At 39.3% G+C, this 25074-nt stretch carries 16 protein-coding genes and 1 pseudogene (1 of these 17 running past the window's edge); 6 read left to right on the top strand and 11 right to left on the bottom strand.

What is annotated here, in order from left to right:
• Positions 1–51: 51 nt before the first annotated feature.
• The 4 genes from LEP1GSC190_RS09125 to LEP1GSC190_RS09110 are packed head-to-tail and all read left to right on the top strand — an operon-like array spanning position 52 to position 10139.
• Positions 52–6000, top strand: a complete 5949-nt coding sequence (locus tag LEP1GSC190_RS09125; RefSeq protein WP_004279692.1) for an alpha-2-macroglobulin family protein — start codon at positions 52–54, stop codon at positions 5998–6000.
• A gap of 7 nt (positions 6001–6007) precedes the next feature.
• Positions 6008–8086, top strand: coding sequence for a penicillin-binding protein 1C (pbpC, locus tag LEP1GSC190_RS09120; protein WP_004279338.1), 2079 nt, complete (start codon positions 6008–6010; stop codon positions 8084–8086).
• Between the two features lie 60 nt (positions 8087–8146).
• Positions 8147–8944, top strand: a complete 798-nt coding sequence (locus LEP1GSC190_RS09115) for an AAA family ATPase (RefSeq protein WP_002761305.1) — start codon at positions 8147–8149, stop codon at positions 8942–8944.
• A 1-nt stretch (position 8945) separates the two neighbouring features.
• Entirely contained in the window at positions 8946–10139 is a 1194-nt protein-coding gene (locus LEP1GSC190_RS09110; protein WP_002761241.1) for a hypothetical protein, read from the top strand.
• Positions 10140–10545: 406 nt separating this feature from the next.
• Here the strand turns inward: LEP1GSC190_RS09110 and LEP1GSC190_RS09105 are convergent, their stop codons facing one another.
• The 8 genes and pseudogenes from LEP1GSC190_RS09105 to LEP1GSC190_RS09070 all read right to left on the bottom strand — a co-directional run bounded on the left by LEP1GSC190_RS09105 (position 10546) and on the right by LEP1GSC190_RS09070 (position 20072).
• On the bottom strand, positions 10546–11484 hold the full coding sequence (locus tag LEP1GSC190_RS09105) for a ketopantoate reductase family protein (RefSeq protein ID WP_004279702.1): 939 nt from the start codon (positions 11482–11484) through the stop codon (positions 10546–10548).
• A gap of 10 nt (positions 11485–11494) precedes the next feature.
• A complete protein-coding gene (locus LEP1GSC190_RS09100) occupies positions 11495–11683 on the bottom strand; it encodes a hypothetical protein (RefSeq protein ID WP_002761330.1) in 189 nt (62 codons plus the stop codon).
• Between the two features lie 39 nt (positions 11684–11722).
• Positions 11723–12472, bottom strand: a complete 750-nt coding sequence (locus LEP1GSC190_RS09095; RefSeq protein ID WP_004279688.1) for a SprT family zinc-dependent metalloprotease — start codon at positions 12470–12472, stop codon at positions 11723–11725.
• A gap of 5 nt (positions 12473–12477) precedes the next feature.
• Entirely contained in the window at positions 12478–14475 is a 1998-nt protein-coding gene (locus LEP1GSC190_RS09090) for an ATP-dependent helicase (RefSeq protein WP_002761287.1), read from the bottom strand.
• A 14-nt stretch (positions 14476–14489) separates the two neighbouring features.
• Positions 14490–14963 carry an FKBP-type peptidyl-prolyl cis-trans isomerase gene (locus LEP1GSC190_RS09085; RefSeq protein WP_002745687.1) on the bottom strand — a complete coding sequence of 158 codons (474 nt, stop codon included), beginning with the start codon at positions 14961–14963 and terminating at the stop codon, positions 14490–14492.
• Positions 14964–15070: 107 nt separating this feature from the next.
• A pseudogene (locus LEP1GSC190_RS09080) lies at positions 15071–15423 on the bottom strand (LIC14007 family protein).
• Positions 15424–15750: 327 nt separating this feature from the next.
• Positions 15751–18045: a SpoIIE family protein phosphatase gene (locus LEP1GSC190_RS09075; protein WP_004279336.1), complete on the bottom strand. Its 2295-nt coding sequence runs from the start codon at positions 18043–18045 to the stop codon at positions 15751–15753.
• Between the two features lie 83 nt (positions 18046–18128).
• A complete protein-coding gene (locus tag LEP1GSC190_RS09070; RefSeq protein WP_338034138.1) occupies positions 18129–20072 on the bottom strand; it encodes an oxidoreductase in 1944 nt (647 codons plus the stop codon).
• Between the two features lie 1013 nt (positions 20073–21085).
• Here LEP1GSC190_RS09070 and LEP1GSC190_RS09065 point away from each other — a divergent pair.
• Positions 21086–21652, top strand: a complete 567-nt coding sequence (locus tag LEP1GSC190_RS09065; RefSeq protein WP_002761279.1) for a peptidoglycan recognition protein family protein — start codon at positions 21086–21088, stop codon at positions 21650–21652.
• Between the two features lie 98 nt (positions 21653–21750).
• On the opposite strand, the gene LEP1GSC190_RS09060 is transcribed toward LEP1GSC190_RS09065, so the two are convergent.
• Positions 21751–23343 carry a 2-isopropylmalate synthase gene (locus tag LEP1GSC190_RS09060; protein ID WP_002761283.1) on the bottom strand — a complete coding sequence of 531 codons (1593 nt, stop codon included), beginning with the start codon at positions 23341–23343 and terminating at the stop codon, positions 21751–21753.
• 61 nt (positions 23344–23404) lie between these two features.
• Here LEP1GSC190_RS09060 and LEP1GSC190_RS09055 point away from each other — a divergent pair, with 61 nt between their 5' ends.
• Positions 23405–23737, top strand: a complete 333-nt coding sequence (locus tag LEP1GSC190_RS09055; protein ID WP_173380560.1) for a hypothetical protein — start codon at positions 23405–23407, stop codon at positions 23735–23737.
• A gap of 275 nt (positions 23738–24012) precedes the next feature.
• Here the strand turns inward: LEP1GSC190_RS09055 and LEP1GSC190_RS09050 are convergent, their stop codons facing one another.
• Complete coding sequence (locus LEP1GSC190_RS09050) at positions 24013–24546, bottom strand: hypothetical protein (protein WP_004279607.1); 534 nt, start codon at positions 24544–24546, stop codon at positions 24013–24015.
• Positions 24547–24897: 351 nt separating this feature from the next.
• Positions 24898–25074, bottom strand: the 3' portion of a protein-coding gene (locus LEP1GSC190_RS09045) for a cation diffusion facilitator family transporter (RefSeq protein WP_004279646.1). The gene runs 774 nt beyond the window's last position; the window shows 177 of its 951 coding nt (coding positions 775–951); the start codon falls outside the window, past its right edge — the gene reads right to left on this strand; the stop codon is at positions 24898–24900.

The raw sequence follows: 25074 nt of genomic DNA, 5'->3' as shown, positions 1-25074 counted from the left end.
GAATTTGGGCTTTTTGTTCGAAACAGACTTTTCTATTTCGGGAGAAACCTTTTGAACTTTTGGATTCACCTTTTACAAACCCAATTTCTTTTTTTACGAATTGGAAGCGTTCGTGGAAAAAATTTCTTTCGTATTGTTGTAGTTGCGATTCAATTTTTAATTAAAATCTATTTTCTAAATTTCTATTCTAAGACGACCCAAATCCGAAAACTCAATTTCGAACGTTTTAAGGTTAAAAAACGGAAATGGTTCTATTTCCGAAACTTAGTACAAAACATTTTGAACTCTCTCTATTCTTTCTTATGGGAGATTTTATCTCCTATAATTGGCCGGGATTTGTGTCAAATGCAACGATCCTTAAAGACGAATATCTTTGTATTTTTTTGGGGAATTACTTTTCTCTTTTTTTGGTCCTCCAGTTTAAACGCTCAAGTAAAGATCGAATTTAGTCCAATCGGAGAAGTCAAAAAACCTTCCCAAGTAAGGGCTCGTTTTTCCGAATCAATGATTCCTTTGGGAAATCCAAAATTTTCTTTAAACCCGTTCGAGGTTCGTTGTCCTTTACAAGGTGTACAACGTTGGGTAGATGATAAAAATTGGGTTTTTGAATTTACCGAACTTCTACCCGGTGGAGTGGAATGTACTTTTGAAACGAAGAAGCTGAAGTCGGTCACAGGAAATTCCTTGGATGAGGGAGAAAAATTTTCCTTTAATACGGGAGGTCCCGAAATGGATTCTTCCTCTCCTTATGAAGGAGGAATTATCGACGAGGATCAGGTTTTTATTTTGGATTTGGATTCCGAGCCGGATTTTTCTTCTGCAAGTGATCATATTTATTTCGTGATCGAGGGACTCAAGGATAAGGTCGGTTTTAGTCGAATCAAAGGTTCTATCGAAAGTGAAATTTTGAAAGCAAATTACAGGGAAGGAAAAACCGAAAAAACGATTCTTATCAAACCAGATCAGAAATTTCCAAGCGGAAAAAAAATTCATCTCATTTTGGAACAAGGGTTGAAATCAAAATCGGGAATCCCGAGAAGCTCTACAAGAAAAATTGAATATACTGTAAGACAACCTTTCCGAGCGGAATTCAACTGTGATCGAGTCAATGCAAGGGCCGCTTGTATTCCCTCTTTGCCGTTGAGGTTGAATTTTAATTCTCCCGTATCTGTAGAAATTCTTCAAAAGATTCAGCTTCAAACAAGCGATGGGAAAAAGATTCCCCCCAAGGTCTCCTCCGAGAATGGAAATTATGACTATGGAATCAGTTTTCCAGTTCCTCTTGCTCCAAAGTCCAAATTTCAAATTATCCTTCCATCCGGCATAAAAGACGACGCGGGACGACTTCTTGCCAATCAATCTTCGTTTCCTCTTATGGTTTCCACGGACGATTATCCTCCTCTTTTGAAATTCTCTTCCAAGTTCGGAATTTTAGAAAGATTTCCGGAGGCGATTCTCCCCGTTACAATTCGAAATCTGGAAGCGGAGAATCCAGTACGTCTCTATCAGGTGAAAACGAGTCCTGACACGGAGGGTGTTATCAAAGAACAATTCGATAAATTGAAAGAAAAGGGAAAAGAAATTTTCAACTGGGCCACTGGAAAAGAGGATCACCCAAAACAATTTACTGGAAAAGAATTGATTCTTGGGTCGGGACAGATTGCAGAAATCGTTCAATTTCTCAAAACGATTGAAAATTTGGAACACCGTCGTTCTATCTTTGATTCTTCTCAAAATCCATCTTTCACGAACGAGATCAAACTCCAGAGCAAACAGGGAGTTCGTCGTTTTGAGGTCGTGGGAATTCCCTTGAAAAAACCAGGTTTCCATGTGGTCGAAATGAAATCGGACATATTAGGAAATTCTTTATTAGGAATCAATCAACCGTTTTATGTTCGTACAGCTGCTCTGGTGACCAACCTTTCCCTTCATTTTAAGTGGGGGAAAGAATCCTCTCTTGTTTGGGTGACAAAGTTGAATGATGCTAAGCCGGTACCAGGTGCCGACATTCAGATCTTCAATTGTAAGAACGAAAAAATTTTTGTAGGTAAAACGGGACCTGGGGGAACTCTTCTCGTAAAAGGAATTCCACCTCGAAATAAAGTTCCGCATTGTTCTTGGAAATCGTACGAAAATGGTCTGCTTTTAACCGCGACTTTCGAAGACGATTTTACTTTTACTCATACTCGTTGGCAGAATGGAATTGAGAATTGGAGATTCAATCTTCCGGGAGATTCTGGAGACAACAACATTTTATTTCACCCGATTTTGGATAGAACCTTGTTTCGCGCCGGAGAAACCGTTTCCATTAAACTTATTTCAAGAACTAAAAGACAATTCGGCTTCGAGGTTCCAGCACGAAACGAATATCCGGCGTTTGCGAAAATTGTTCATTCCGGTAGCGATAAAGAATATTCCATTTCCTTAAAATGGAACCAAGAAGGAACGAGTTCTCTTCAATTCAAAATACCAAAAGAAGCCAATTTGGGGATATATCGGATTTTATTAAGCGAATTTGGGAATAGTGATTCGGTTTCCATCGGAGAATTCAGGGTGGAAGAATTTAGAATTCCGCTTATGAAAGCGGATTTTCAAGTTTCCGGTCCAAATGTCGGTCCTTCTAAGTTAGAACTTTCCGGTAGCGTTCGTTACCTTTCAGGCGGAGGAGCCGGTAAACTCCCTGTTCTTTTGAGAACCCGGGTTACGGTCGGGGGTGGAGTATATTTTCCCGATTATTCCGATTTTTCATTTAGCAACGGTTTGGTGGACCGTAAATCAGAAGAAAATGAAGAACCGATTTCGGTAACTGGTTTTACAAAAACGCAACTCACGTTAGACGCAAAAGGTTTTTTCGAAACGACAGTGAGGTCGATTCCAAAATCCGATACGATTCAAAAGCTCGAAGCGGAACTCGAATACAAGGATCCGAATGGAGAGATTCAAAGCGCATTCAGATCTTTTCCGATTTATCCTTCTGAATATCATATCGGAATCGCTCCTGAAAGTTGGGTCGCGGTTCGAGACTCGGTTCGGTTTAAGGTTGCGGTTCTTGATTTAAAAGGGACGCCGATAGAAGGAAAGAAGATAAATGTAGTCGCATTTACGAAAAAATATTATTCCAATCGAAAACGCTTAGTCGGCGGCTTCTATAGTTACGAACATAAATACGAAGTAAACGAAGTGGGGAAATTCTGTTCCGGTAAAACGAATGCGAAAGGGATTTTATTTTGTAGCGGTCCTGTAAATGCGACCGGAGAAGTCTATTTCGAAGCTTCCCTTTCTGGAGAAGATGTAAAAGCGAATTCTTCCGTTTGGATCAGTAGTGAGGAGGATTTTTGGTTTGCGGCGAGCGATCATGATCGTATGGATCTTCTCCCCGAGAAAAAGGAATACCAGGCGGGTGAGAAAGCCAGATTTCAAGTGAGAATGCCGTTTCGAGAGGCAACCGCTCTTATCACCGTGGAAAGGGAGGGAATTCTCAGTTCGTATATCAAAACTCTCAGCGGTAAAGAACCGATCGTTGAAATCCCTGTTGAAAGTTCGTTTGCTCCGAATGTGTTCGTTTCTGTTTTGGCGGTTCGGGGAAGAGTGGATAGTCCGAAGGAAACTGCGTTTGTCGATTTAGCAAAACCTTCTTTTCGATTGGGAGTAGCTCAAATTCGAGTCGGTTGGAAACCTTTTGAGATTCCTGTCCGTGTGGAAACGGATAAGGCCGTTTATAAGGCGAGACAAAAAGTAAAAGTAAAAGTTCAGATCGACCATCCTTCCGTACAGGTAAAAAAAGATTCAAAAATCACATTAGTCGCTGTCGATCAGGGTCTTTTGGAATTAAAATCCAACGATACTTGGGATTTACTTCGAGCCATGATGTACCAGCGAGGAAACTCGGTGGAAACTTCCACCGCTCAACTTCAGGTAGTGGGTAGAAGACATTTCGGATTAAAAAGTCAGCCGTCGGGAGGAGGCGGAGGCGGAGCGACAACCAGAGAGTTGTTTGATACTCTTCTTTATTGGAAACCGGATTTGAAACCGGACGGGAATGGATTTTTAGAAGTGGAAATTCCTCTGAACGATTCGTTGACTTCTTTTAAGGTCGTCGCGATCGTTCACTCTGGAAAAGATAAGTTTGGTTCCGGTTCGACTCAGATTCAAACCACAAAGGATGTTCTTATTTATCCTTCGGTCGCTCCATTTGTTAGGGAAAAAGATAATGTACTGAGTGGAATTTCTCTCAAAAATACGACGGAAAAAACTTTAGAACTTGAAATCAATCCAAAAACTTTACCCGATCTTAAATTAGAAATTAAGAATATTCAATTAAAGCCGGGGGAATCTGCAAACGTTCATTGGAATCTTTCAATTCCTACAAGAAAAGACGAAATTGTCTATGAATTCCAAACCAAGGAAGTGGGAAACGGACCTTTTACGGATACGCTTCGTTTTCGTCAGAGGGTAGGAGAGTCGGTTCCCGTTCGAATTTTGCAATCCACTTTTCGGCGTTTGGAAGACGGAACACTCAGTCTTCCGATTCAGGAGAATCAGGAGGCGATTTCGGGAAGCGGAGAACTTGAGATCAGTTTAAAATCCTCTCTCACCGGCGGAGCGATTCTTTCTTCCAGAGAATATATGAATCGTTATCCATATTCTTGCTTGGAGCAAAAACTTTCCAAAGCCGTTTCGATCGGATCTCAGAATGATTGGGATCGGATTATGAATCAATTGAACGTTTATCTGGACGGGGATGGGCTATTAAAATTCTTTCCGATGTCTTGGTATGGAAGCGAAATTTTAACGAGTTATGTGTTGGTTCTTGCCTCCGAATCCGGTTATAAAATTCCGGATTCAATTCGAGAAACTCTTTTGGAGGCTCTGAATCGATATACTAAAGGTCTGATTTATAGGAACGGTTATATCTCAAATACGGATTTTCTTTTAAAAAAAATTATCGTCCTAGATGCAATATCCCGTTTTCAGCCGGTCGGAGACGATGTAATTCGATCCGTTCAGACAGATCTTAAAATTCTTCCTACTGATATTCTGATCAGTTTGAGAAACATATATTCGAAATCCGGAATATATAAAGACCAGATTTCTCGATTAGATGCTCTCTTGAAATCTAGATTCAGAATCCAAGGAACCTCCTATAATTTTGTAGACGAATCTAGTCTTTGGTGGCTTTTGTCTTCCAACGATTCGACCGTGATGAAAACGATCCTTTCCGTCGCAAAAGATCCAAGTTGGAAAGAGGACCTTCCTCGATTGATCCGCGGAGCGATTGCAAGGCAATCCAAGGGACACTGGGATATCACACCTGCAAATGCTCTCGGAGTTCTTGCGTTTCAAATATATTCGAAACAGTTTGAAAGGGATTCCGTCGAAGGAAACACTACAATCACTTTGGAAAACAATTCAAACACTTTGGAGTGGAAGAATAAAAAAGATCCCCCCACGGTTTTGATTCCAATGCCGAAAAATACACAAAACCTAAAATTCGTTCAAAACGGAAACGGAAAACCATATGTCGTAATCCATACAAAAGCCGCCTTACCTTTGAAAGAAAAATTGGAAAGCGGGATGAGAATGGAAAAGGAAATGTTGGATGAATCCGGAAATAAGAAGTTGTCGTTTCGAGAAGGAGATTTGGTACGTGTTCGTCTGAAAATTTATACCGAGTCTGATTTATCTTGGATTGCCGTCAAAGATCCAATTCCGGCGGGGGCTAACATTTTAGGCACAGGACTCGGGAACGATTCAAGAATCAGTGCCGAATTTGCAAGGGACGATAACGGATGGTCATCTCCTACTTTTGTGGAAAGAAAATGGGAAGGTTATACGGCGTATTTTGAATATTTGCCTGCGGGTTCTGTGACTCTTGAATACATATATCGAATCAATCATACTGGAAAATTTGTCTTACCTCCTACTAGGACCGAAGCGATGTATCTTCCAGATCAGTTTGCGGAAATTCTGAACCTGGATCAAATCGTGACGAAGGAATAAATTCCTCATGTATAAGAAGAATATATCGGTATTTTTGTTTATTGGTATATTCTTTTATTCAAATGTAATTTCTTCCGAAGAAATTCCCTCCTACAGGGAAATTCGAGACTCGTACCGTCCTTCCGACGGGACAATTTTGGATCTTCACGGAAGATTTTTGCAGACGATCCGGTTTAACGTTCGGGAAAGAAAATTATCCTGGACAGAAGAGGGAGAAATTCCGGAAACCTTATTGCTAGCCTTATTTATGCAGGAGGACAAACGGTTCTTTGAACATTCTGGAGTGGATCCACTTGCGATTTTAGGTGCAATGAAGGATAGAGTCTTAGGAAATTCAAAGAGAGGGGCGAGTACACTTTCCATGCAACTCGCTGGAATTTTTCTCGGTACCAAACCGGGGCGTAGAAACATTTTCGATAAATGGGAACAGATGAGATTCGCTCAAAAGATAGAACAGACCTGGAGCAAGAACGAAATTCTCATGGGCTATCTCAATCTAATTCAGTTTCGAGGAGAGCACAAGGGACTCAGAGCGGCGAGCCGAGGGCTTTTTCAAAAGGAGCCTTCTGCTTTGAGTGACGCAGAGTCTGTTCTCCTTGTTGCGATGCTTCCGTTTCCGGGAGCAAGTTCTTCCGCTTTAGTCAAACGAAGTTGTGTCCTTGCAAAAAAAATTCAAAGGGAGGAACTTTGTGATTTTTTTGAAAGTGTGGTCGATCGGATGACCACAAAGATAAACAGTTTGCCTGCCATTGAAGGAATTGCGTTTCATGCGGCTCAAAAAATTTTTAGAGAGAATCCGGAATTTCTTTCCAGAGACGGGAAAGTCAAAACGACCTTGGACTTTGATCTTCAATGGAAGGTTACCGAACTTGCAAAAAACATTATAGACGGGTTGAAAAAACAAAACGTAGCTGAAGCCGGAATTCTAGTCTTAGACAACTTATCCGGTGCCATTTTGGTTTACGTCGGAAATCTTCCAGATAGTTCTTCTTTTTATGTGGACTCTATTCCGTCCAAAAGACAGGCAGGTTCCACGTTGAAGCCGTTTTTATACGGACTTGCATTTGAAAAGGAAGTGTTAAAGCCGAATTCCATTTTGGAAGATATTCCTGCTGAATGGAACGCGGTTTCCGGAATTTACAAACCATCGAATTACAGCGACACGTATCATGGAAACGTGCAGGCGAAATATGCGCTTGCCTCTTCCTTGAATATTCCTGCGGTCCACGTTTTAGATCTTGTAAGTGTTCCTAGTTTTGTTCAGAGATTGAAGGACCTTGGTTTGAGCGGATTGAAGCGGGCGGATTTTTATGGATCTTCACTGGCTCTTGGAAGCGCGGACGTTACACTTTTTGAATTGACCAACGCTTATAGAACTCTTGCAAACGGAGGGATGGGTTCTAAGCCTACCTTTTTTCCATACGAAGCAAAACAAACACTTGAGGAAAATTTCCGAGAAGGAAATCTTTGGAATAGAATTTATACGAAACAAGCTACTGAAACGTTAGACGAAATTTTATCCAATCGGGAATACCGTTTTCTTTCCTTCGGTCTCAACAATCATCTTAGCACTCGGTTTTTTACGGCGGTAAAAACGGGAACTTCCCAGGACATGAGAGACAATTGGTGTGTGGGGTATTCGAAAAATTATACGGTTGGTGTTTGGGTCGGCAATTTGGATGGAAGCCCTATGTGGGACGTGAGTGGAGTTACGGGGGCGGCTCCGATTTGGAATGCGGTGATGAATCTACTTCAGGAAAGAGAAAAACAACCGAGTACATCCTTTGAGGCCTTTCGTGATTCGCACGTACGTCAGCTTGTGGAATCATCTTCTATTCCTAAGATTTTGATTCCTGGAAACGAAACAATTTACGCGTTGGATCCAGATATCCCTGAAGGAAGACAGAAACTCTATTTTTCTGCGTCTGCGTTTATGTCCGGATTTCGATGGGTCTTGGATGGGAAAAGAATTCAGGAAGCCAAACAAAAGGATGTATTTTGGAAACCCGAGCGCGGATTTCATATTCTTTCCTTGCAAGATAAGGATGGAAAGATCATTGATAGTGTCGTTTTCGAAGTTAGATAGAAAAAAGGTTTTTCTCTTGCAGGGAACCGCCTTCACGTTAGAATCAATTCCAGACTTCTCATGAAACTATCCACTGAAACCTATCTATTATCTCCCGCATTGGAAGAAGCGATCCTTCTCGCCGAAGTAACCTCTCGTCCTTTACTTTTAAAGGGAGAGCCCGGAACCGGCAAATCTCTTTTAGCCGAATATCTCGCGGATCAAAGAAAACTTTTTTTATATACCTGGCATATCAAATCTATCACCCAGGCGAAAGAGGGTTTGTATTTTTATGACGCGGTTTCTCGATTGAATGATTCTCGTTTTTCAGAGGACTCCGAAAAAGTAAAGAATATAGAAAATTATATTCGACTTGGTGCGCTTGGAGAAGCGTTTAGTCTGGATAAAAAATCGATCGTTCTCATCGACGAAATAGATAAGGCCGATATTGAATTTCCGAACGATCTACTTTTAGAGCTGGATCGAATGGAATTTTTCATTCCCGAAATTTCGAAACGTATTCAAGCAAAACATCGCCCTTTGACTATTATCACTTCAAATAACGAAAAGGAACTACCTGCGGCTTTTTTAAGAAGATGTATTTTTCATTATATAGAATTTCCGGATCCAGAATTTATGAAAAAGATCATTCTTTCTCATTATCCGGGGGTAGGCCATACGTTGCTCATCAAAGCTCTTGAGATGTTTTACCTCATTCGGAGAATGGACGATTTGAAAAAGAAACCGGGGACAAGTGAACTTTTGGATTGGATTCAGATTTTAGTACACCAAGGAGCGGTATTAAAAGACGAGGTTCGAATTCCGTTTCTCGGCGCGCTTATAAAAAACGAAGAGGATCTGAGGTTATTCAGAAATTAAAATGTTTATCCCATTTTTTTATAGGCTTAGGGCGGAAGGGATACCGGTTACGACGGGAGAATTTTTGGATTTTTTGAAAGTTGTAGATCATTATACAACTTATCAGAAGGTATGGATTGATTTGAACGAACTCTATCGCTTTTCCAGAGCTTGTATGGTAAAGGACATCAAGCATTTCGATTCCTTCGATCTCGTTTTTTCCGAAATTTTCGGGGAAAAGGGTGCACTCAAACCTGAGCTGAAACAAGATTTATTGGATTGGTTGAATCAGATATTTGATAATCCGAATAAACTTCCTCCTTCCCTGATTCCGCCGGATCAACTTTTGGAAGAATTTAAAAAACGTCTCGAAGAGCAAAGGGGAGAACATCACGGGGGAAGTAAGTGGGTTGGAACCGGAGGATCGTCACCTTTTGGACACGGAGGAAAAAATCCGGAAGGGGTCAGGGTGGGCGGGGAGGCGGGAAATCGTTCCGCGGTTTTTCAAGCATTAGAAAGACGTTATAAAGAATATAGGACAGACGAACAACTCGATGTACGTCAGATCAAAACCGCTCTCAAAAAACTGAGAAACTTAAGAAAAGAGGGCATATCCGAGTTCCATCTTCCGAAAACGATTGATTCCACTTGTAGAAACGCAGGTGACATTCAGATCGAGTTCGAGCGTTCCAGAAAGAACGGACTCAAGGTTCTTTTGCTGATGGATACGGGAGGAAGTATGACTTCACATGCGGAAAGGGTCAATAAGCTCTTTTCAGCAAGTCATCAGATAAATCATTTCAAGGAATTTCATTATTATTATTTTCACAATATCATCTACGATGCAGTTTATCCAAAGGCGAATATGAGAACCCCAATTTCTCTGCAGAGAATTTTTCAAAAGCACAGTGATGACACGAAGTTGATTCTTATCGGTGACGCATACATGGCTCCTTATGAGTTGCTTGATCCCACATACGGTTTTTATCATAGTCGATTCCGGATGGATTTTCGGCTTCCCGAAAATCCGGAATCGGGCTTGGATTCCTTAAAACGAATTCGAAAACATTTTCGGAATTCGATATGGTTGAATCCTGAACCGATCAAATACTGGGACGCACCTACGATACGAGAAATCGGAAATCAAGTGCCAATGTACTTTTTGTCCTTGGATGGATTGGAGAAAGGAATTAAAAAACTTCTCAATTCGTTCTAAAAACTTGTCCTGAAATCTGAAGAGTAATTATGGTTGTTAAACTATTATTATGAAGATGTATAAAAATAATATCGAAAACCAAAGATGGATTTTTGCGCAAATGCGAGGGGCACCACAATTTACATTTTTTCCGGGTAATTTATTTAGGTGTGAATTCCTACATTTTAGAGAGGCAGTTTATTTTATACGTTTCTGTTGTAATAAAAAAGCTTGGTAGTTCCCGCAGATTCCGTTTCTTTGGAAGAGTTTATAGACTTTTGAACTGTTTTTTATCGTTAAACCAGGCGGGGTCTAAGATTTTACGACAAGTTTAAGTTGAATTCAAAAATTTTGCCTTAACAAATCAACAGATAGATCCAATTCGGTGTTATGGAATAGTGGGAGTTCCCACATTCCGAGAGGTAGGTTAGAAAAGTTCGAATTTATGAGCGGACTCCGTTCGTAATTTCAAAAGAAAATAAAGGGTTTGAATGTGGGGAACTTCTAAACCTCTATTTTCTCCGATTCGAATTGCGTTTCCAAGAATTGCTTCCAGTTCCAAAACTCTTCCAGCCTCGAAATCCAAAAGCATACTTGTCTTATATGGCTTCATCATTTCGGTCATTTGGAGAAAGGCTTCTATTTGAATATCGGGAATTTCCGCTCCGTCGAGTTTGGAAAGTTTTTGAACTTCTTTCATGATTTCAATTACGAGTTTACGGCCAAACGTTTGAGCCAATATTTCAGAAGTATTTTTTCCACCCGAAAGAACACTGATCGGATTAAAGGGAGCGTTCCACATCAGTTTTTTCCAACGAGCTTGTCGGATCATTTCCGTACTTTGAGTCGGAACTCCGGCCTTATTAAAAAGCTCTACGATTTGACTGCAAATGGAAGAAGGATTCCGATTCCAAGATCCGATCGTCAATTCTCCGTAGTCCAGATGAAGAATTTTGCCATTGTTGATACGATTGGCACAGACAAAAGCAAGTCCGCTTAAAATTTCATTGTCCGGATAAAGAGAGGAAATCGGTTCTTCGATTCCGATTCCGTTTTGTAAAAGTAGGATCGGTAGATTATTTGGAATATGTTTTCCTAAGATCGCTTCAAGACGAATTTCCGGAAGACATTTTAAACAATTGAGAATGAGATCGTATTCCTTTAAATCATCAGGAACGGATTCTAAAATTCGATCCGCTCTGTATCGGAAATTTCCCCAAAGAGAACTTTCTATTTCGAAGCCGTTTTTTTCCAATTCGGAAGAATTTCTTCGAACCCAGAAATCGATCCTACAACCGACTTGTTTGAGTTTACCGGCGTAAAGTCCGGCAATGGCTCCTGTCCCTAAAACTAAAATTCGAAACAATCTATCCAGCCTACGAGAACTTTCTTTCTATTTTCTTTAAGATTTCCGTGATCGCTTGGACGTAACCGTCGTAAACTCCGCGGTCGTATTCTCCGAGAGAATGATAATTCAGGCTTTGCATTTCTTTTAGGTGGTTCTTTAATTCCTCGTACACGTAGTTCTTACGTATATAAAGAGTTTCAAATACTTTAGGATGCATCATTCACCTCTTTTTTAGAATATAAGGAAATTAGAGAATTCAATGTAAAATCATCGTTCGGTAGAATTCGGATTTTAGCCACGCATTCGCCCGTTTATAATCCGAAAATTTTTTTTCGAATATTTTGAATTCCTTACCGTGGATAACGTTTCTTCCCTTTTTTCGGGCGACCGGAAAGTGAACGTGCAGCAACTCGTGGAACACGATGTATTCTAAAACGAAATTTGGAATAGACTCAAGGGATAAAATCGGGTTAATTACGATCATTTTATGTGTTGGATCATAGTGGCCGAGTCTTGTGGTCGACTTAGATTTTCCCCAAAAAATTTCGAGATCGGAAAGATCGATCTTCAAATAGGATTCGTTGACGTTTTCCAGGATCAATCTAAGTTTTTGATTTTGAATAGTGGAGTGTTCGATTCTCTTTTTATTTTTGTTCGTACGATTTTTTTGTGTCGTGTGACTTTCGTAAAATTTTCGAATCGTGGATTCTAATTCATCGGGGATCGGTTGTTTTAGTAACTTATATAGAAGAAGGTCAATTACGGCTTCCAAATTTCCAGGTTCCGACTTCAAATAAAGCGAATGAATTTTAAATTCAAGTTTTCCGGACGAAATGCGGATGGAACTTCCTAGATTAGAGTAGGGAAAAAATTTAGCTTCGATTTTTTTTCCTACTAAAATTTTTCCTTTGGGAATTTTATAAAATGCGAATATTCTTTTTTCCAGCAGATTCAGTGCAGTGGATTTTATCGATTCCTCGTCTAGTTTTTCGAAAACGGAAGACATGAATTTTAATTCCCGAAGTAGTCTTGTATTCTGGAAAAAGAGTCGTTTGCGGTTTTAGAGGACGAGACGTTAGTCGAAAAGAAAGATTGTGGTGTGGATTTTCCTGGTATAAGTTTTAATTCGTAGACTTTTTCTGGAGATTGAATCTCGCTTAAAAAACGGGATAGTTTTGTATAATATGGCCCGGATCTAGAATGAGCCAGAGAGGGTCTTGTAAAATATAACTCTTTTCTGGCTCTTGTAATCGCCACATAAAAAAGCCTTCTTTCTTCTTCGGTGTCGGTGTTCTTGCTTGAAGGGAAAACTCCTTCGGTTGCATTTAAAATGAAAACGAGATCGAACTCCAATCCCTTTGCGGAATGTACAGTAGATAAATGAAGTAGATCGGTTTCGGTATTATCCGGTTTGATTTTATCCAGACTTAGGGACCCGTGATCCATCGTAAGGTCTGATAAAAAATCCCCGAGCGAAGTATATTTCAAAGAAAATCCTAGAACAGAATCTAAATCTTCAGATCTTCGCTTGGAATCGTCGTAATTCTTTTCTAAAAGAACTCGATAATAATCGATAAAATCCGAAGTGATCTTTTTTACCTCCGAATTGGTTTCCCTGTGTTTTTGATAGAGATGATAAAGTGGAGAAATATATTTGTCGATTGCGATTCCGTTTTCTTCTAAAAGAACTTCGAAAGAACCGGAAGATTTTCGGATTTTATCTAAAATACCGTTAGCTTTAGAATTTCCAATTCCGGGAATCAGTTTTAAAATTCGAATCCAAGAGACAGAATCCAAGGGGTTGACGAGCAGCTTTAAAAAGGAAAGCAGGTCTTTGATGTGAGCTGTTTCTATAAACTTTCTTCCCCCGAATTTTACGAATGGAACATCCCTTTTTGAGAGAACAAGTTCGAGTTGATTCGAGTTCCATCCGGCGCGAAAAAGGACACACATTTTTTTAAAGGGAATACCTTCTTCTTTTTTTTGCAAAAGAATTTCTGTGATTCCTTCAGCTTCCTCCAATTCGTCTTCGAATTGCAGAACGTTCGGAGTCGATCCATTTTCGTTATCTGTAAAAAGGTACTTATCGTATTTTTCGGAAAAGTTTTGAAGGACTGCGTTCGCTAGGTTTAAGATCGCAGTTGTGCTTCTATAATTTTTTTCCAAAAAAATCGTTTTTGTATTCGGAAATATTTTAGGAAAATCTAAAATACCGCGTACGGAAGCTCCACGAAATGTGTAAATGCATTGAGCGTCATCTCCGACTACCATCAAATTGGAATGTTCCGAAGCTAAAAGACAAGCGATATGTGCTTGGACCTTATTCGTATCTTGAAATTCATCCACCATGATGAATCTGTATTTTTCGGAAAGTGCGTTTCTGACTCCCGGATGATTGGTAAGAAGATCTCTAGTAAAATAGAGTAGATCGTCGTAATCCAAAAGAGAGCGTTCTGTTTTATATGATTTATAGTCTTCGAAAATTTGGGAGATGTCTTTTGTTCTTTGTAAAAACAAAGGATAATCTTTTTCTAATACAGATTGGAGAGTTCTTCCCGTGTTTTGAATTTCACCGTAAATGGAAATCAAGGTTTCATTGGAAGGAAAGCGGGATTTGGTTTTGCCAAAATCTTTTTCGTTTCTTAAAAATTGAAACACGTCTAAGGTATCGGAGTCGTCCAAAATCGTGAAACCGGAGGATATTCCGAGAACCGGGGCAAATCTTCGTAGGACTCCGCTACAAAAAGAATGAAAAGTTCCGCCTTGAACCTCGGCACACCTTTTGTCTCCAATAGAAGATGCTCTGAGAAGCATTTCTCTGGCGGCCTTGCGAGTAAATGTCAAAAGTAGAATGGATGAGGTGGAAACGCCCGAAGAAACTAGCTGCGCCAATCGACTGACGATGGTTTTCGTTTTGCCGGTTCCGGCACCTGCTAAAACAAGTACCGGTCCCTCCTGGGTAAGGACTGCTTCCAATTGAGCGGCATTCAATTCTTCTTTCCAGGACATGTCGGTAACGACTCTCAATGGTGGTGGTGGTGACCACCTTCTCCGTGAACGTGTCCATGTGAGATTTCTTCTTCGGTAGCTTCACGAATTCCAGTCAATTCTACGTCAAAAACTAGATTTATTCCTGCAAGAGGATGATTTCCATCTACGATAACTGATTCTTCCTGAAGTTCGGTGATTGTAAAAACCTTATCCGGCTCATCGGTTTGAAACATCATTCCTATTTGTAAATCTTCGTTGGGTGGAAACTGGGATCTAGGGACGTCAAAAACAAGATCGGGATCTTTTATACCATAAGCATTCTCCGCGGAAACGTTGATCTTTTTCTTTTCGCCGGTTTCCATTTTTTTCATCTCTTCTTCTAAACCGGAGATGATATGCCCGACTCCTTCCAGATAAGAAAGCGGAGCTTTACCTTCGGAAGAATCGATTAAGTTGCCTTCGGTATCGTGAAGGGTGTAATGGAAAGTAATCACTCTAGTTTTCATAGATGCTCCAAGTGGGGGATAAAATAAAAATTCTGGTAGGAATCAGTTAGAGAAAAATACCGGAATATAGACCATTTTCAGAGTAAATTGAGCACTGTTTAACTCAATCAGAATTTTATTTTGGAGTCGCCGTGAAAATTAGATTCATTTGCTCTCGTTCTCTGAGAAAGGTTTCGATTCGATTGGATAAAAAGAACCAAGAATCTTGAATGAAAATTTCATAAAACCTGGCAGAAAATGGAAGATAACCGTTTTCTGCAAGTATTGAATCTCCAGTGTGATCTAAAAGTAGGTTATAAGAAATGATTAAAACATTTTTTTCAAAACCATAGGCCAAAGCGGTTTCTAAAACTTTCTGGGGCTCGTAAATTAGAATTTTTCTTTTGAACCCGTTTTTTGTTACAAATAGAAATGGTTGATTTGACTTCGAGGAGCTAATTGCGCCCGAATATATTTTCATACATTCTCTTTATCCTAAAAGCTAAAAATTCCGGGATGGAATCCAAACTCTCTCCTTTTACAGAAAAAGATTGGATTCTATCCCAGCAAACGAGCTGGCATTAAGAGATATCCGGAAGAGCGGAATAATTGATTTTCCGGAATTATTCTTTCCTGCAAAGCTGCCCGAATCTTCGTTAAAGAATGGATTAATTGTGTCTTTTTGATTTATTTTGAAATAAATTCAACAAAATTTTCTTATAATTTTACTAATATTTAATTTTTTTTTAATTTGGGTCTATTTTTGAGTTTTGTATACTTTCAACTTGTAAACAGTATAGATCTCTTTTTAGGAAGAATTTTTAGGTGTTTGAATTTCAAGTCCATCGGTTCTCAAAGCAATTTTTTCAGAAAAGAAACGAACAAGTCTTAAGTTCTCGGATTTCTTCGCCAAAAGCAAAACGAGCCTTGATAACTTCAAATCTCCAGGGTTTTGGATCGAAGCCCTTGCGTATTGAAAACAGGCTTTTTGAAATTCTCCCTTTTGAAGGTATTTGTTCCCTTCTTGGACCAATGTTTTGCATTCGGAAAGACTTTTGTTGAAAACTGTTTCAAAACCGGTTTGAATTCTTAAAAAGCTCAAGTCGTCTGAAAGAACACCTTTTTCAGTAATTTTAAACTCCAGATCTTTGGGTTCTGGTATGGAATATCGGATCAACTCGAAAAATAGATCCGGGACCGAAGATTTTAGTTTTCGAGAAGAACACAATGGATCTTGCATGTATAAATCTTCTCTACCATCTGAACCGTAAAGAATTGTGTCCTCCGGCAAAAGTTTGTAGTATTCGACTTTTACCTTCTCATTCGAATCAGGAAAGCCGATCTTTCGCAGGATGGCCCTTTCGAAAACATAGCTTGTTTTCCCGTTTCGAGAGAGAACGATCGGAGGATGTTCACAATTGATAAAGAATAAATCTCCGGTTTCAATTTGGTATAAGGAAAGAATTCCGGAAACGAGCATACTTCCATCAAAAGATTCGAAAACAGCTTGAAGGTTGGAGTGAAGAAGAAAAAGCCAATTCTCCGGATTTCTAAATTCATAGTCCTGAGTTTGTAAAAAACTTTTTACGATGGAACAGAAAATTAACGCCCCACTTGCGCCTTGAAGCGATTTTCCCATCGCATCAGCGTTGATCAAGACTTGATACGGAACACCCGATATGAGGACCTGCTCGTTTAACACAATATCCCCGCCAATTTCGTAAGTCCGATTCTTAAATTGAAAATTCTTAAACTGTTTTCTATGGACATCGATCCGCGCAAGATCTGTTTTGAGACTTTTGGATAGAAAGGGTTGAAATAGAAGAGTAATTAAAAAGTAGTCTCCATCTTGTTGTTCTTTAAGATTTCGAATTTCTTCCAGACTTGAAGAAAGCTCTTGGGTCCTATTTCGAATCGCAGTTTCCAAAACCCGATTCCAAGACCTTAATTTTTCTTTCATTTTTACGAATTTATTCGCGAGAATCAAAGTTAAAAAAAATAAAAACCCAGAAACCCCCAATCCGGAAAGACGAGCAATTTCGAACATTCCCCTTTGGGAAAATGCGTCGATTCCTACACAGATCAATAAAAATAGAACTCCAAAAAGAATCATTTTGGATTCGAAATTTTTTTTCAGACCGAGAATTTTAAAACTAAGATAAACGAACCCAATCCAAGAAACCTGAAGAACATATCGATTGATCGTATCTAAATGTGAGACGGTTTGTGCAAACAGGATCCAGATGAATATCACTAAGGTTACGATTTCCAAAAGAGTATGAAATTTGGTACGCACCTTTTTAAAAAGAGAATTTAGAAATCTGCAAAAAAGTGGAAATAGGAACGTAAGAAGAGAATATTCGATTTTCTTTAAATAGAGGACTTTCCATCCGGCGAGGTATTTTAAATCCGAAAGGAAAATCTGAAATAGGGCAAATAAAATCAGAAACAATCCAAAATAAAAGTTTTCTTCTCTCTTTTTTTCTCTCAAGGAAAGAAATAAAAAAAATCCGCCGATTAACAAAAAGGAACCGGATATCAAAAGTCCGCCGATTTCGCGAAGATAAAATCTTTTCCAGATTACTCCGGAGGGACCGATTTCAATCGGTCCTGAAAGAATTCCGTATTCATAGTCGAAATAAGGTCGAACGAAAACGAGTATTTCATTTTTTTGTAGGATTCTTTTTTCTGAAATTGAATAGATTCTGGTTCGATCGTAACCTTGAGGTTTTGAATTTTGATAATCCGCAAACAATTCTTCTGAAAGTTCTTGTCCGTTCCATCGGACTTGTACATGATCCGAAATTTTTCCTAAGGAAATAGAAAGCGGGAAATAGATGGAAGTCTTCAGTTCAAAACGCTTTCGAAGTACAATCGGATCTGTCGAAAAGTTTACGAAATTTTTTAGATTGGATGGAACGGGAACGGTTTTCCAAAGATCCAAATTGAATTCGTTTTTAAATAGACTTTGAGCAGAGCCAGTATATACTTCCCAGGAACCGGAAAGATCTTGAAAATCTTTCTCGTGATTTACAGATTGCAAATCGGAATAACACTTGATGAGAGTTGAGATGGAAAGGACAAAGATAAGCTTGTAAAACAAAGGATTCTCCTCCTACTCGTACGGTTTTTGTACCGTCTGAGAGGAGAAGTGAATGAAATGAAAAAAGTCGGAAATCGATAATTTTAATTTACTCCGATTCCGATCGCTGCCTCAAATCCTTCTAACATCGCGCGTTTGGCATCGATTCCGGAGGCATCCTTTGCACCTCCGATCAGGTAAGACGGAATTTCCGGGAATTTCGCCTTGAATTCTTCGTAAAGGGAAACCTCGCTGAGTTGTCCTGCACAAAGAATGATAGAATCGCATTCGATTGTGATCGGTCCGTCTTTTTTGGTTTCAACGACCAGTCCTTGATCCGTGACTTCTTTATAATTGAGAGAAGTGTAAAATCCGACATCTTTCGATTCCAGTTCTTGAAGTAAAGCCCAGGCGGTTGTCGCTCCAAGACCGGATCCGATTTTTCCGGATCTTCGAAAAATGGAAACCTTACGATTCGGTTTTTCTTTTTGGATTTGTGCATTCGTATAAGATTTCACATTGTAGCGATGGAAGTAGGAATCAATCGTAGGGGAATCTTCTTCCGTAAGCTTATGAGCTACGTCACAACCAATTCCTCCTCCTCCGATAATTGCCACCTGATTTCCCGGCCTGAATTTTCCGGAAAGATAATCTGCGTAAGAAGCCGTTTTCTTTTTTTCCATTCCCGGAAGGGAAAATTCTCTTGGTTTGACCCCAGTCGCAAAAATAACGGCATCTGGTCTGAGTTCTATAATGCTGTCTAACGTGGCATGATGATCGAAGTGAATTTCCACTCCTAAATTTTTAAGTTCGTTCTTGAAATAACGAATCGTTTCAAAAAATTCCGATTTCCCCGGAATTTGCGCGGCAAGGTTAAGTTGCCCTCCGATCTTATCGGTTGCTTCTAGCACGGTTACTTTATGGCCCCGGATCGCACTGATTCTTGCTGATTCAAGTCCTCCAGGTCCGGAACCGACTACTACCACGTGTTTTTTGTCTGCTGCTTTCAATTTACCAATTTCAAGTTCCCTATTGGCGGAAGGATTGACCAAACAGGAGACCAATTGTTCTTTGAATGTATGGTCTAAGCAAGCCTGGTTGCAGGCGATGCAGGTATTGATCCTTTCTTCTTGATCTGCTCGGATCTTGTTTACAATATCAGGATCTGCTAAAAAAGGTCTCGCCATGCTTAATATATCAGCTTCGTGGTTTTTTAGAATCCGAGTCATAACTTCCGGCATGTTGACTCGGTTAGATGCGATGATCGGAATATCCTTGATTTTTTCTTTGATTTTTCCGGAAATTTTTGCCCAGGCACCTCTGGGGACGAGCATGGAAATTGTAGGGATTCTGGATTCGTGCCAACCGATTCCTATGTTGAGTGCATCGGCGCCTGTCGCTTTTAGCTTTTCAGCAAGAATGATCACTTCTTCAAAAGTCGGATTGCCTGGGATCAAATCAATTCCAGACATACGATAAATTACCGGAAAATCTTTTCCCACCTTTTTACGTACGTTTTTCATAACTTCGATCGCAAAGTTCATTCTTTTTTCGGGACTTCCGCCAAAGAAATCCTCTCTATGATTTGTAACGGGAGAAAAAAACTGGTTTATTAAGTAACCTTCGCTTCCCATCACTTCTACGGCACCGAAGCCCACTTCTTTCGCTTTAAGTGCAGAGTCTCCGAAATCTTCTACGGTTTTCCAGGCTTCTTCTTCAGAAAGGGCTTTTGGAATAAAGCGGTTAATAGGAGCTCTTAATGCAGAAGGAGCGACTAGGTCTCTATGATATGAGTATCTTCCTGCGTGAAAGAGTTGAGCACAAAAAATTCCTTTTGGTTTGAGTGTGTTTGCTACGACGGATAATTCCTTGCAGTCTTCTTCCTTCTGAAAATTAAAGAAAACATTGGCCCCCCTTCCTGCGTGGTTGACGGCGATTCCTCCTGTCGTGATAAAACAAGCGCCTCCGTCAAAACGTCTACCGTAGAATGCGATCATTCTTTCCACAGGCATTGGCATTCCTTCCAATCCTAAATGCATTGAGCCCATAATGACTCTGTTCGGAAGAGTGATCGAACCGATTCGGATCGGTTGGAAAATTTCTGAATATTTCATAACAAACCTTTTTTGGGAAAATCTTTCCTTTCTATCTTGAAAACGGATTAAAAAACGGGCAAGAGAATTATGTTGAATCTTTAAAAATCGTTTTCGATTTTTATACAGATACATCGCTACATTTTACGCCTATTTTATTTGATACCAAATAACTTGACTGAACCTTGTTCGCGAGATGCATTTTTTCCGGATTAGGAAATTGGAATTGCACCGATCAAAGCGGGAAAATCGGAAATAAGGTGCCATTTATTTTATCGAAAGTATCCGATAATTTTTCGAGAATTACGATTCGTTCAGCTGCATTAAAAGTTAGATTTCTGTTTTTACGTTAAGATTCGTTTTATGCAGGACAACTTCCTACATGGTAACTTCCCGATTTTTTTGCCGCATTGACCGTGAAATCTAAGCGAGTTCAAATAGATTTTGTATATTATAAATATTGAATTTTTTAACAATCTTGATTTTGAGGTTGATTATTTCGTATTAATTATGTGTTTTTAAGGTGAAGATTTTATTCATTGTTTCTTTGAGCCTTTCGATTTGTATTTCTTTTGTTGTGTTCGTTTTGGGTTCTGAAAAATTTATAGAGAGGGATGAGAAAAATTTATTTAGAGCATGTCTTAAAAACTTCGGAATATAGGAGCCTTTGACGGGAACGTAACAATTATAAAATATACCCGAAAGCTCGTAAACTGCCAAAGGACGTAATTTGTGGTAATTTCTATATTTTATTACGAACTTACTGAATCATTGTAACTGATTTATTTTAAGGTTTTTAAGATATGCTTTTAATGTTCTGATTAAATCTATAGGTATGTGGGATACTTAAGTAATTTATTATAGAATATTTTTTGTTGAAATATTATAAATATTCAAAGTATGTAACTTGTTATCGTTTCGTTTATAGTCTATAATTTATTATAATTCTAATTATAGAGAGGTTATGCATGATTCAAACCGACTTGCATATAAAACAGGATTTTCTAACTCCAAATCCACATAGCAGACCGGGGGATAAAATAAAAGAAGTGAAAGGGATAGTGTTGCATTGGACGGCTTTACCGAAAGCTACGGCTCAGAACATTCGCGATTATTTTGAAAGTTTGAAAGCTCCGGAAGGTCGTTTTGCAAGTGCACATTTTGCAGTAGGACTCGTTGGGGAAATTGTACAGTGTATTCCTTTGGATGAAATCGCATATCATTGCGGTAGTAAAACTTACACTCCTGAAAAAGAAAAACGTTTAGGTCCGGATAGTCCTAATTTTTATACGATCGGAATTGAGCAGTGCGTTCAGGATATGATGGGAAAGTTTACTGAAAAAACTCTAGATAGCGCGGCTAGACTTACCGCTCAGCTATGCTTTAAATACAACTTAGACGCAAACGACCTATGGACCCATCAAGGTATAGTCGGATGGAAGGATTGTCCTCGTTGGTATAACACTCACCCGCAGGACTGGATTGGTTTTAAAAAGAGAGTGGACGATTTATTAAAAAAACAACGTGGGAATTAGAATACAATAATTCGCGCGGGTAAGTTTTTGTCACATAGTCACGATTAAATAGATCACTTTGTTTTAGATTTCAAAAGTTTTGAATATTCTAAAAAAAATTAAAACCGATTCAGTGCGGAAATATAAGCTCTGGAACAGGCTTCGACAATGTCCGTGGAACTTCCTTTGCCGACGACACGATCTCCTTTGTATTGCAAAGTCACGGAAGCTTCCGCCATTGCGTCTTGTCCTTCAGTAACGGGAGAAATAACGAGTCTGGAAACTTCCGGATCCATTCCGGTCGTTTTCTGGATTGCTTTATAGATCGCGTCTACCGGACCGTCTCCCGTAGAGGATTCTTCTCTGACATGTCCGTCGATCAAAATTCTCACACCTGCGGTTGGAGTACTTTTGGTTCCCGTGGAAACAGTAAAACCTTCCAATTGAAAACGGTCGCCCGTCGACTTTCTGGTTTCTTCGGAAAAAAGAGCGCGAATGTCTTCGTCATAGATTTCCTTTTTTCTGTCCGCAATTTCCAAAAACCTTTGGTAAGCGGCTTCTAATTCTTCCGCTTGAGGAGAAAAGCCAAGTTTTACGATTCGGTCCTTGAATCCTGCACGACCACTATGTCTTCCAAGAACCATTCTATTGGAAGAAAGTCCGACAGTTTCAGGTTTCATAATCTCGTAGGTCTCTCTGTGTTTGATAACTCCATCTTGATGAATCCCAGATTCGTGTGCGAAAGCGTTTGCTCCTACGATTGCTTTGTTCGGTTGCACTAGCATTCCCGTAATCGTTTTTACAAGATAGGAAGCCCGTGCGATTTCTTCTGTTTTGGTCCGAGTCTGAATTCCGAACGTATCTTTTCTAGTCCGCATTGCCATAACCACTTCTTCCATGGCGGTGTTACCAGCTCTTTCTCCGATACCGTTGATCGTACATTCTATTTGGCGAGCACCATTTTGAACTGCTGCCAAAGAGTTTGCGGTGGCAAGCCCTAAATCGTTGTGGCAATGTGCGGAAAAAATCGCTTTTTCAGCCCCTCTCACGTTCGTGAGCAAGAATTTAAAAAGACCGCCATATTCGGCCGGGGTAGTATAACCGACGGTATCCGGAATATTGATCGTAGTTGCACCAGCGGCGATTACTGCTTCGCAGAGTTCTCTTAAAAATTCTGGTTCACTTCTGGTTGCGTCTTCGGGGGAAAATTCCACGTCGTCTACAAGTTGTTTACAGAGAGTCACGGCCTCTATTGCCATTTTTAAAACTTCTTTGGGTTCTTTTCCAAGTTTGTGTTTCATATGGATCGGAGAGGAAGCAACGAACGTATGAATTCTTCTTTTTTTTGCAGGTTGTAGGGCTTTAAATGCGGCTTCAATGTCGGCTTTCATGGCTCTGGCAAGAGCAGCGATGATCGGTCCTTCCGTTTCTCTTGCGATTCTTTCCACGGCCTGAAATTGAACGGGAGAAGAAATTGGAAATCCGGCTTCTATAATGTCCACTTTCATTGTTGCGAGTTGGGCGGCGATTTCCAATTTTTCGTTTTCCGTCATCGCGGCTCCGGGACATTGTTCTCCGTCCCGAAGAGTGGTATCAAATATGCGAACGTAGTCTTCCTGGTCTGCTGCCATATGATTCTCACAAAAAATTCTTCTTCCAGTTTTTTGGGTTTTACTCTTTAGACAACCAATTAAACGGATAGAAAGTCGCATTCTTTTAAAATGAAAATAATGAATTTGAAAATTGCGAAGGATGATCGTCTTTCTTAAAAAAATGATTCGATTTTACGCGTCTAACTTTCAATCCACGGATTGCTCCGTATCCGCAAATCTTTACTCCGAGCTTTTCGGTTTAAGAATAATAGTCAGTTCCGAAACACACTCGGAACTTCTCTGGTCGGACGAAAAAGGAATTTTAATTTTCAGTAAAGAATCTGAAAATTGTCCGGTCAGTCCTGGAACATTAACGTTTCAAATAGGGAAGGTAGAGTGGGAGAATTTAAAGGTTCTTTTGCTTTCCAGAGGATTTACGATCGAGATTCAGGACTCAAAGTATGTTTCTGTTTTAGATCCTTGGAAAAATCGGCTTTGGTTTTATGATTTTTAAGAAACCGTCGAGATGGGTTCCATAGACAATTGCAGATGAAACTATTTCAAAAATACTTTGTTTTTGCTTAAAACGCCGATTCCAATCATTCTAAGATATTTTTGAGATAGTGTATAAAGCAAAAATAAAATTCTTTTTCGACATTACTTAACGGAGTTCGATATAAGAAAGTTTGGGCAAATCCAGCCTTTGCTTGCAAAGGTTGGACCTCAATGCTGCTCACCATGGATCGCAACATAATAATCACTTTCGTATTTATTACACCGAGACTCACATTACTTAATCTTCAAACTTAAGTCATACACCAATCGGTAACTTTTGTCTGCAAGAGATGAGAGTTCTTTACAATTTTCTACGTCCCACTTCATCGTAACGATTATCTTTTTATCTATAAGAGAAAGCTGATAGAAAGGGTTACAATTTTCCCGATTTGCTGTTTTGGTTTTCTTATAAAAATTCCAATCCGATTCGGGAAGAACTCGATTCTGAAGATATCCTTGAAGCTCATCTCTAAAAACCGATTCATAATTGGGAAATTGTTCGTTTAAAATCTCTTTTTGAATTTTGAAAAAACGCGGCTTGCTAAGAGTGGGAAACAAAGAATCATCCCATTCTTTTCTTCCGAAGTATTGAAACTCTTTATCTTCAAAAAGTTTTTCAAAATTAATTCCCATCATCTTTGCATATTTTTGATTTCGTAACCAATATTTAAAAAATTCGTCCAAAGAAACCAAAGGAACTTGTTCCAAATGATGTCCGTTTTTTATCGATTCAAAAGTTATCGTGTTTTGTTTTGTTTTGTCATACAATAGAATAAGGTTCCCATTATTAAAATCAGAATGAATCGTTCTTTAATTCTCATAGCTATAAATTATAACTCTTCCCTTTTTGTACGGATTTGAATGTCACTTGGAATTTAAAGTAAAATAGAATTGTTGAAATAAACGTACCCATACATCCTTTACACTTCGTACTCAATACAAGCTTTACAAAAAGGAACTTAAATATGTAACTCACGTTCGATGAATTGGCATAGGATTCTTATATTGCAACAATTCTAATGTAGAAACCCTATTACTATGTTTAACGGTGAAAAGCAATTTTAAAACGTAAAACTTTCAAGAAGATGGATTTCTTTAGGTATATATAATAAAATAATTTCAATGTGAGTGGGAATGCCCACGATCATGGATCCCGTGAGAAACGGAAAGATTCGCAATCCGATCCGTTAAATCCTCTGTCTCGCACTGAACAGTGACAAAATCGATCCCGAATTCCGATTTTAAAATTTGATTGGATTGAAAGACAATCCGGTTTGCGTTCTTCAAGTCTTCAAC

The organism is Leptospira mayottensis 200901116 (assembly GCF_000306675.2).
Lineage (GTDB): Bacteria > Spirochaetota > Leptospiria > Leptospirales > Leptospiraceae > Leptospira > Leptospira mayottensis.
Note: the sequence above shows the minus strand (reverse complement) of the source record. Positions and strands in the feature narration are given on the sequence as shown.

Excerpts from the sequence above, each read along its gene's own strand:
- pbpC (WP_004279338.1), top strand. The coding sequence starts at position 6,008 with ATGTATAAGAAGAATATATCGGTATTTTTGTTTATTGGTATATTCTTT.
- LEP1GSC190_RS09115 (WP_002761305.1), top strand. The coding sequence starts at position 8,147 with ATGAAACTATCCACTGAAACCTATCTATTATCTCCCGCATTGGAAGAA.
- LEP1GSC190_RS09110 (WP_002761241.1), top strand. The coding sequence starts at position 8,946 with ATGTTTATCCCATTTTTTTATAGGCTTAGGGCGGAAGGGATACCGGTT.
- LEP1GSC190_RS09100 (WP_002761330.1), bottom strand. The coding sequence starts at position 11,683 with ATGCATCCTAAAGTATTTGAAACTCTTTATATACGTAAGAACTACGTG.
- LEP1GSC190_RS09095 (WP_004279688.1), bottom strand. The coding sequence starts at position 12,472 with ATGTCTTCCGTTTTCGAAAAACTAGACGAGGAATCGATAAAATCCACT.
- LEP1GSC190_RS09090 (WP_002761287.1), bottom strand. The coding sequence starts at position 14,475 with ATGTCCTGGAAAGAAGAATTGAATGCCGCTCAATTGGAAGCAGTCCTT.
- LEP1GSC190_RS09085 (WP_002745687.1), bottom strand. The coding sequence starts at position 14,963 with ATGAAAACTAGAGTGATTACTTTCCATTACACCCTTCACGATACCGAA.
- LEP1GSC190_RS09070 (WP_338034138.1), bottom strand. The coding sequence starts at position 20,072 with ATGGGCTCAATGCATTTAGGATTGGAAGGAATGCCAATGCCTGTGGAA.
- LEP1GSC190_RS09065 (WP_002761279.1), top strand. The coding sequence starts at position 21,086 with ATGATTCAAACCGACTTGCATATAAAACAGGATTTTCTAACTCCAAAT.
- LEP1GSC190_RS09060 (WP_002761283.1), bottom strand. The coding sequence starts at position 23,343 with ATGCGACTTTCTATCCGTTTAATTGGTTGTCTAAAGAGTAAAACCCAA.
- LEP1GSC190_RS09055 (WP_173380560.1), top strand. The coding sequence starts at position 23,405 with ATGATTCGATTTTACGCGTCTAACTTTCAATCCACGGATTGCTCCGTA.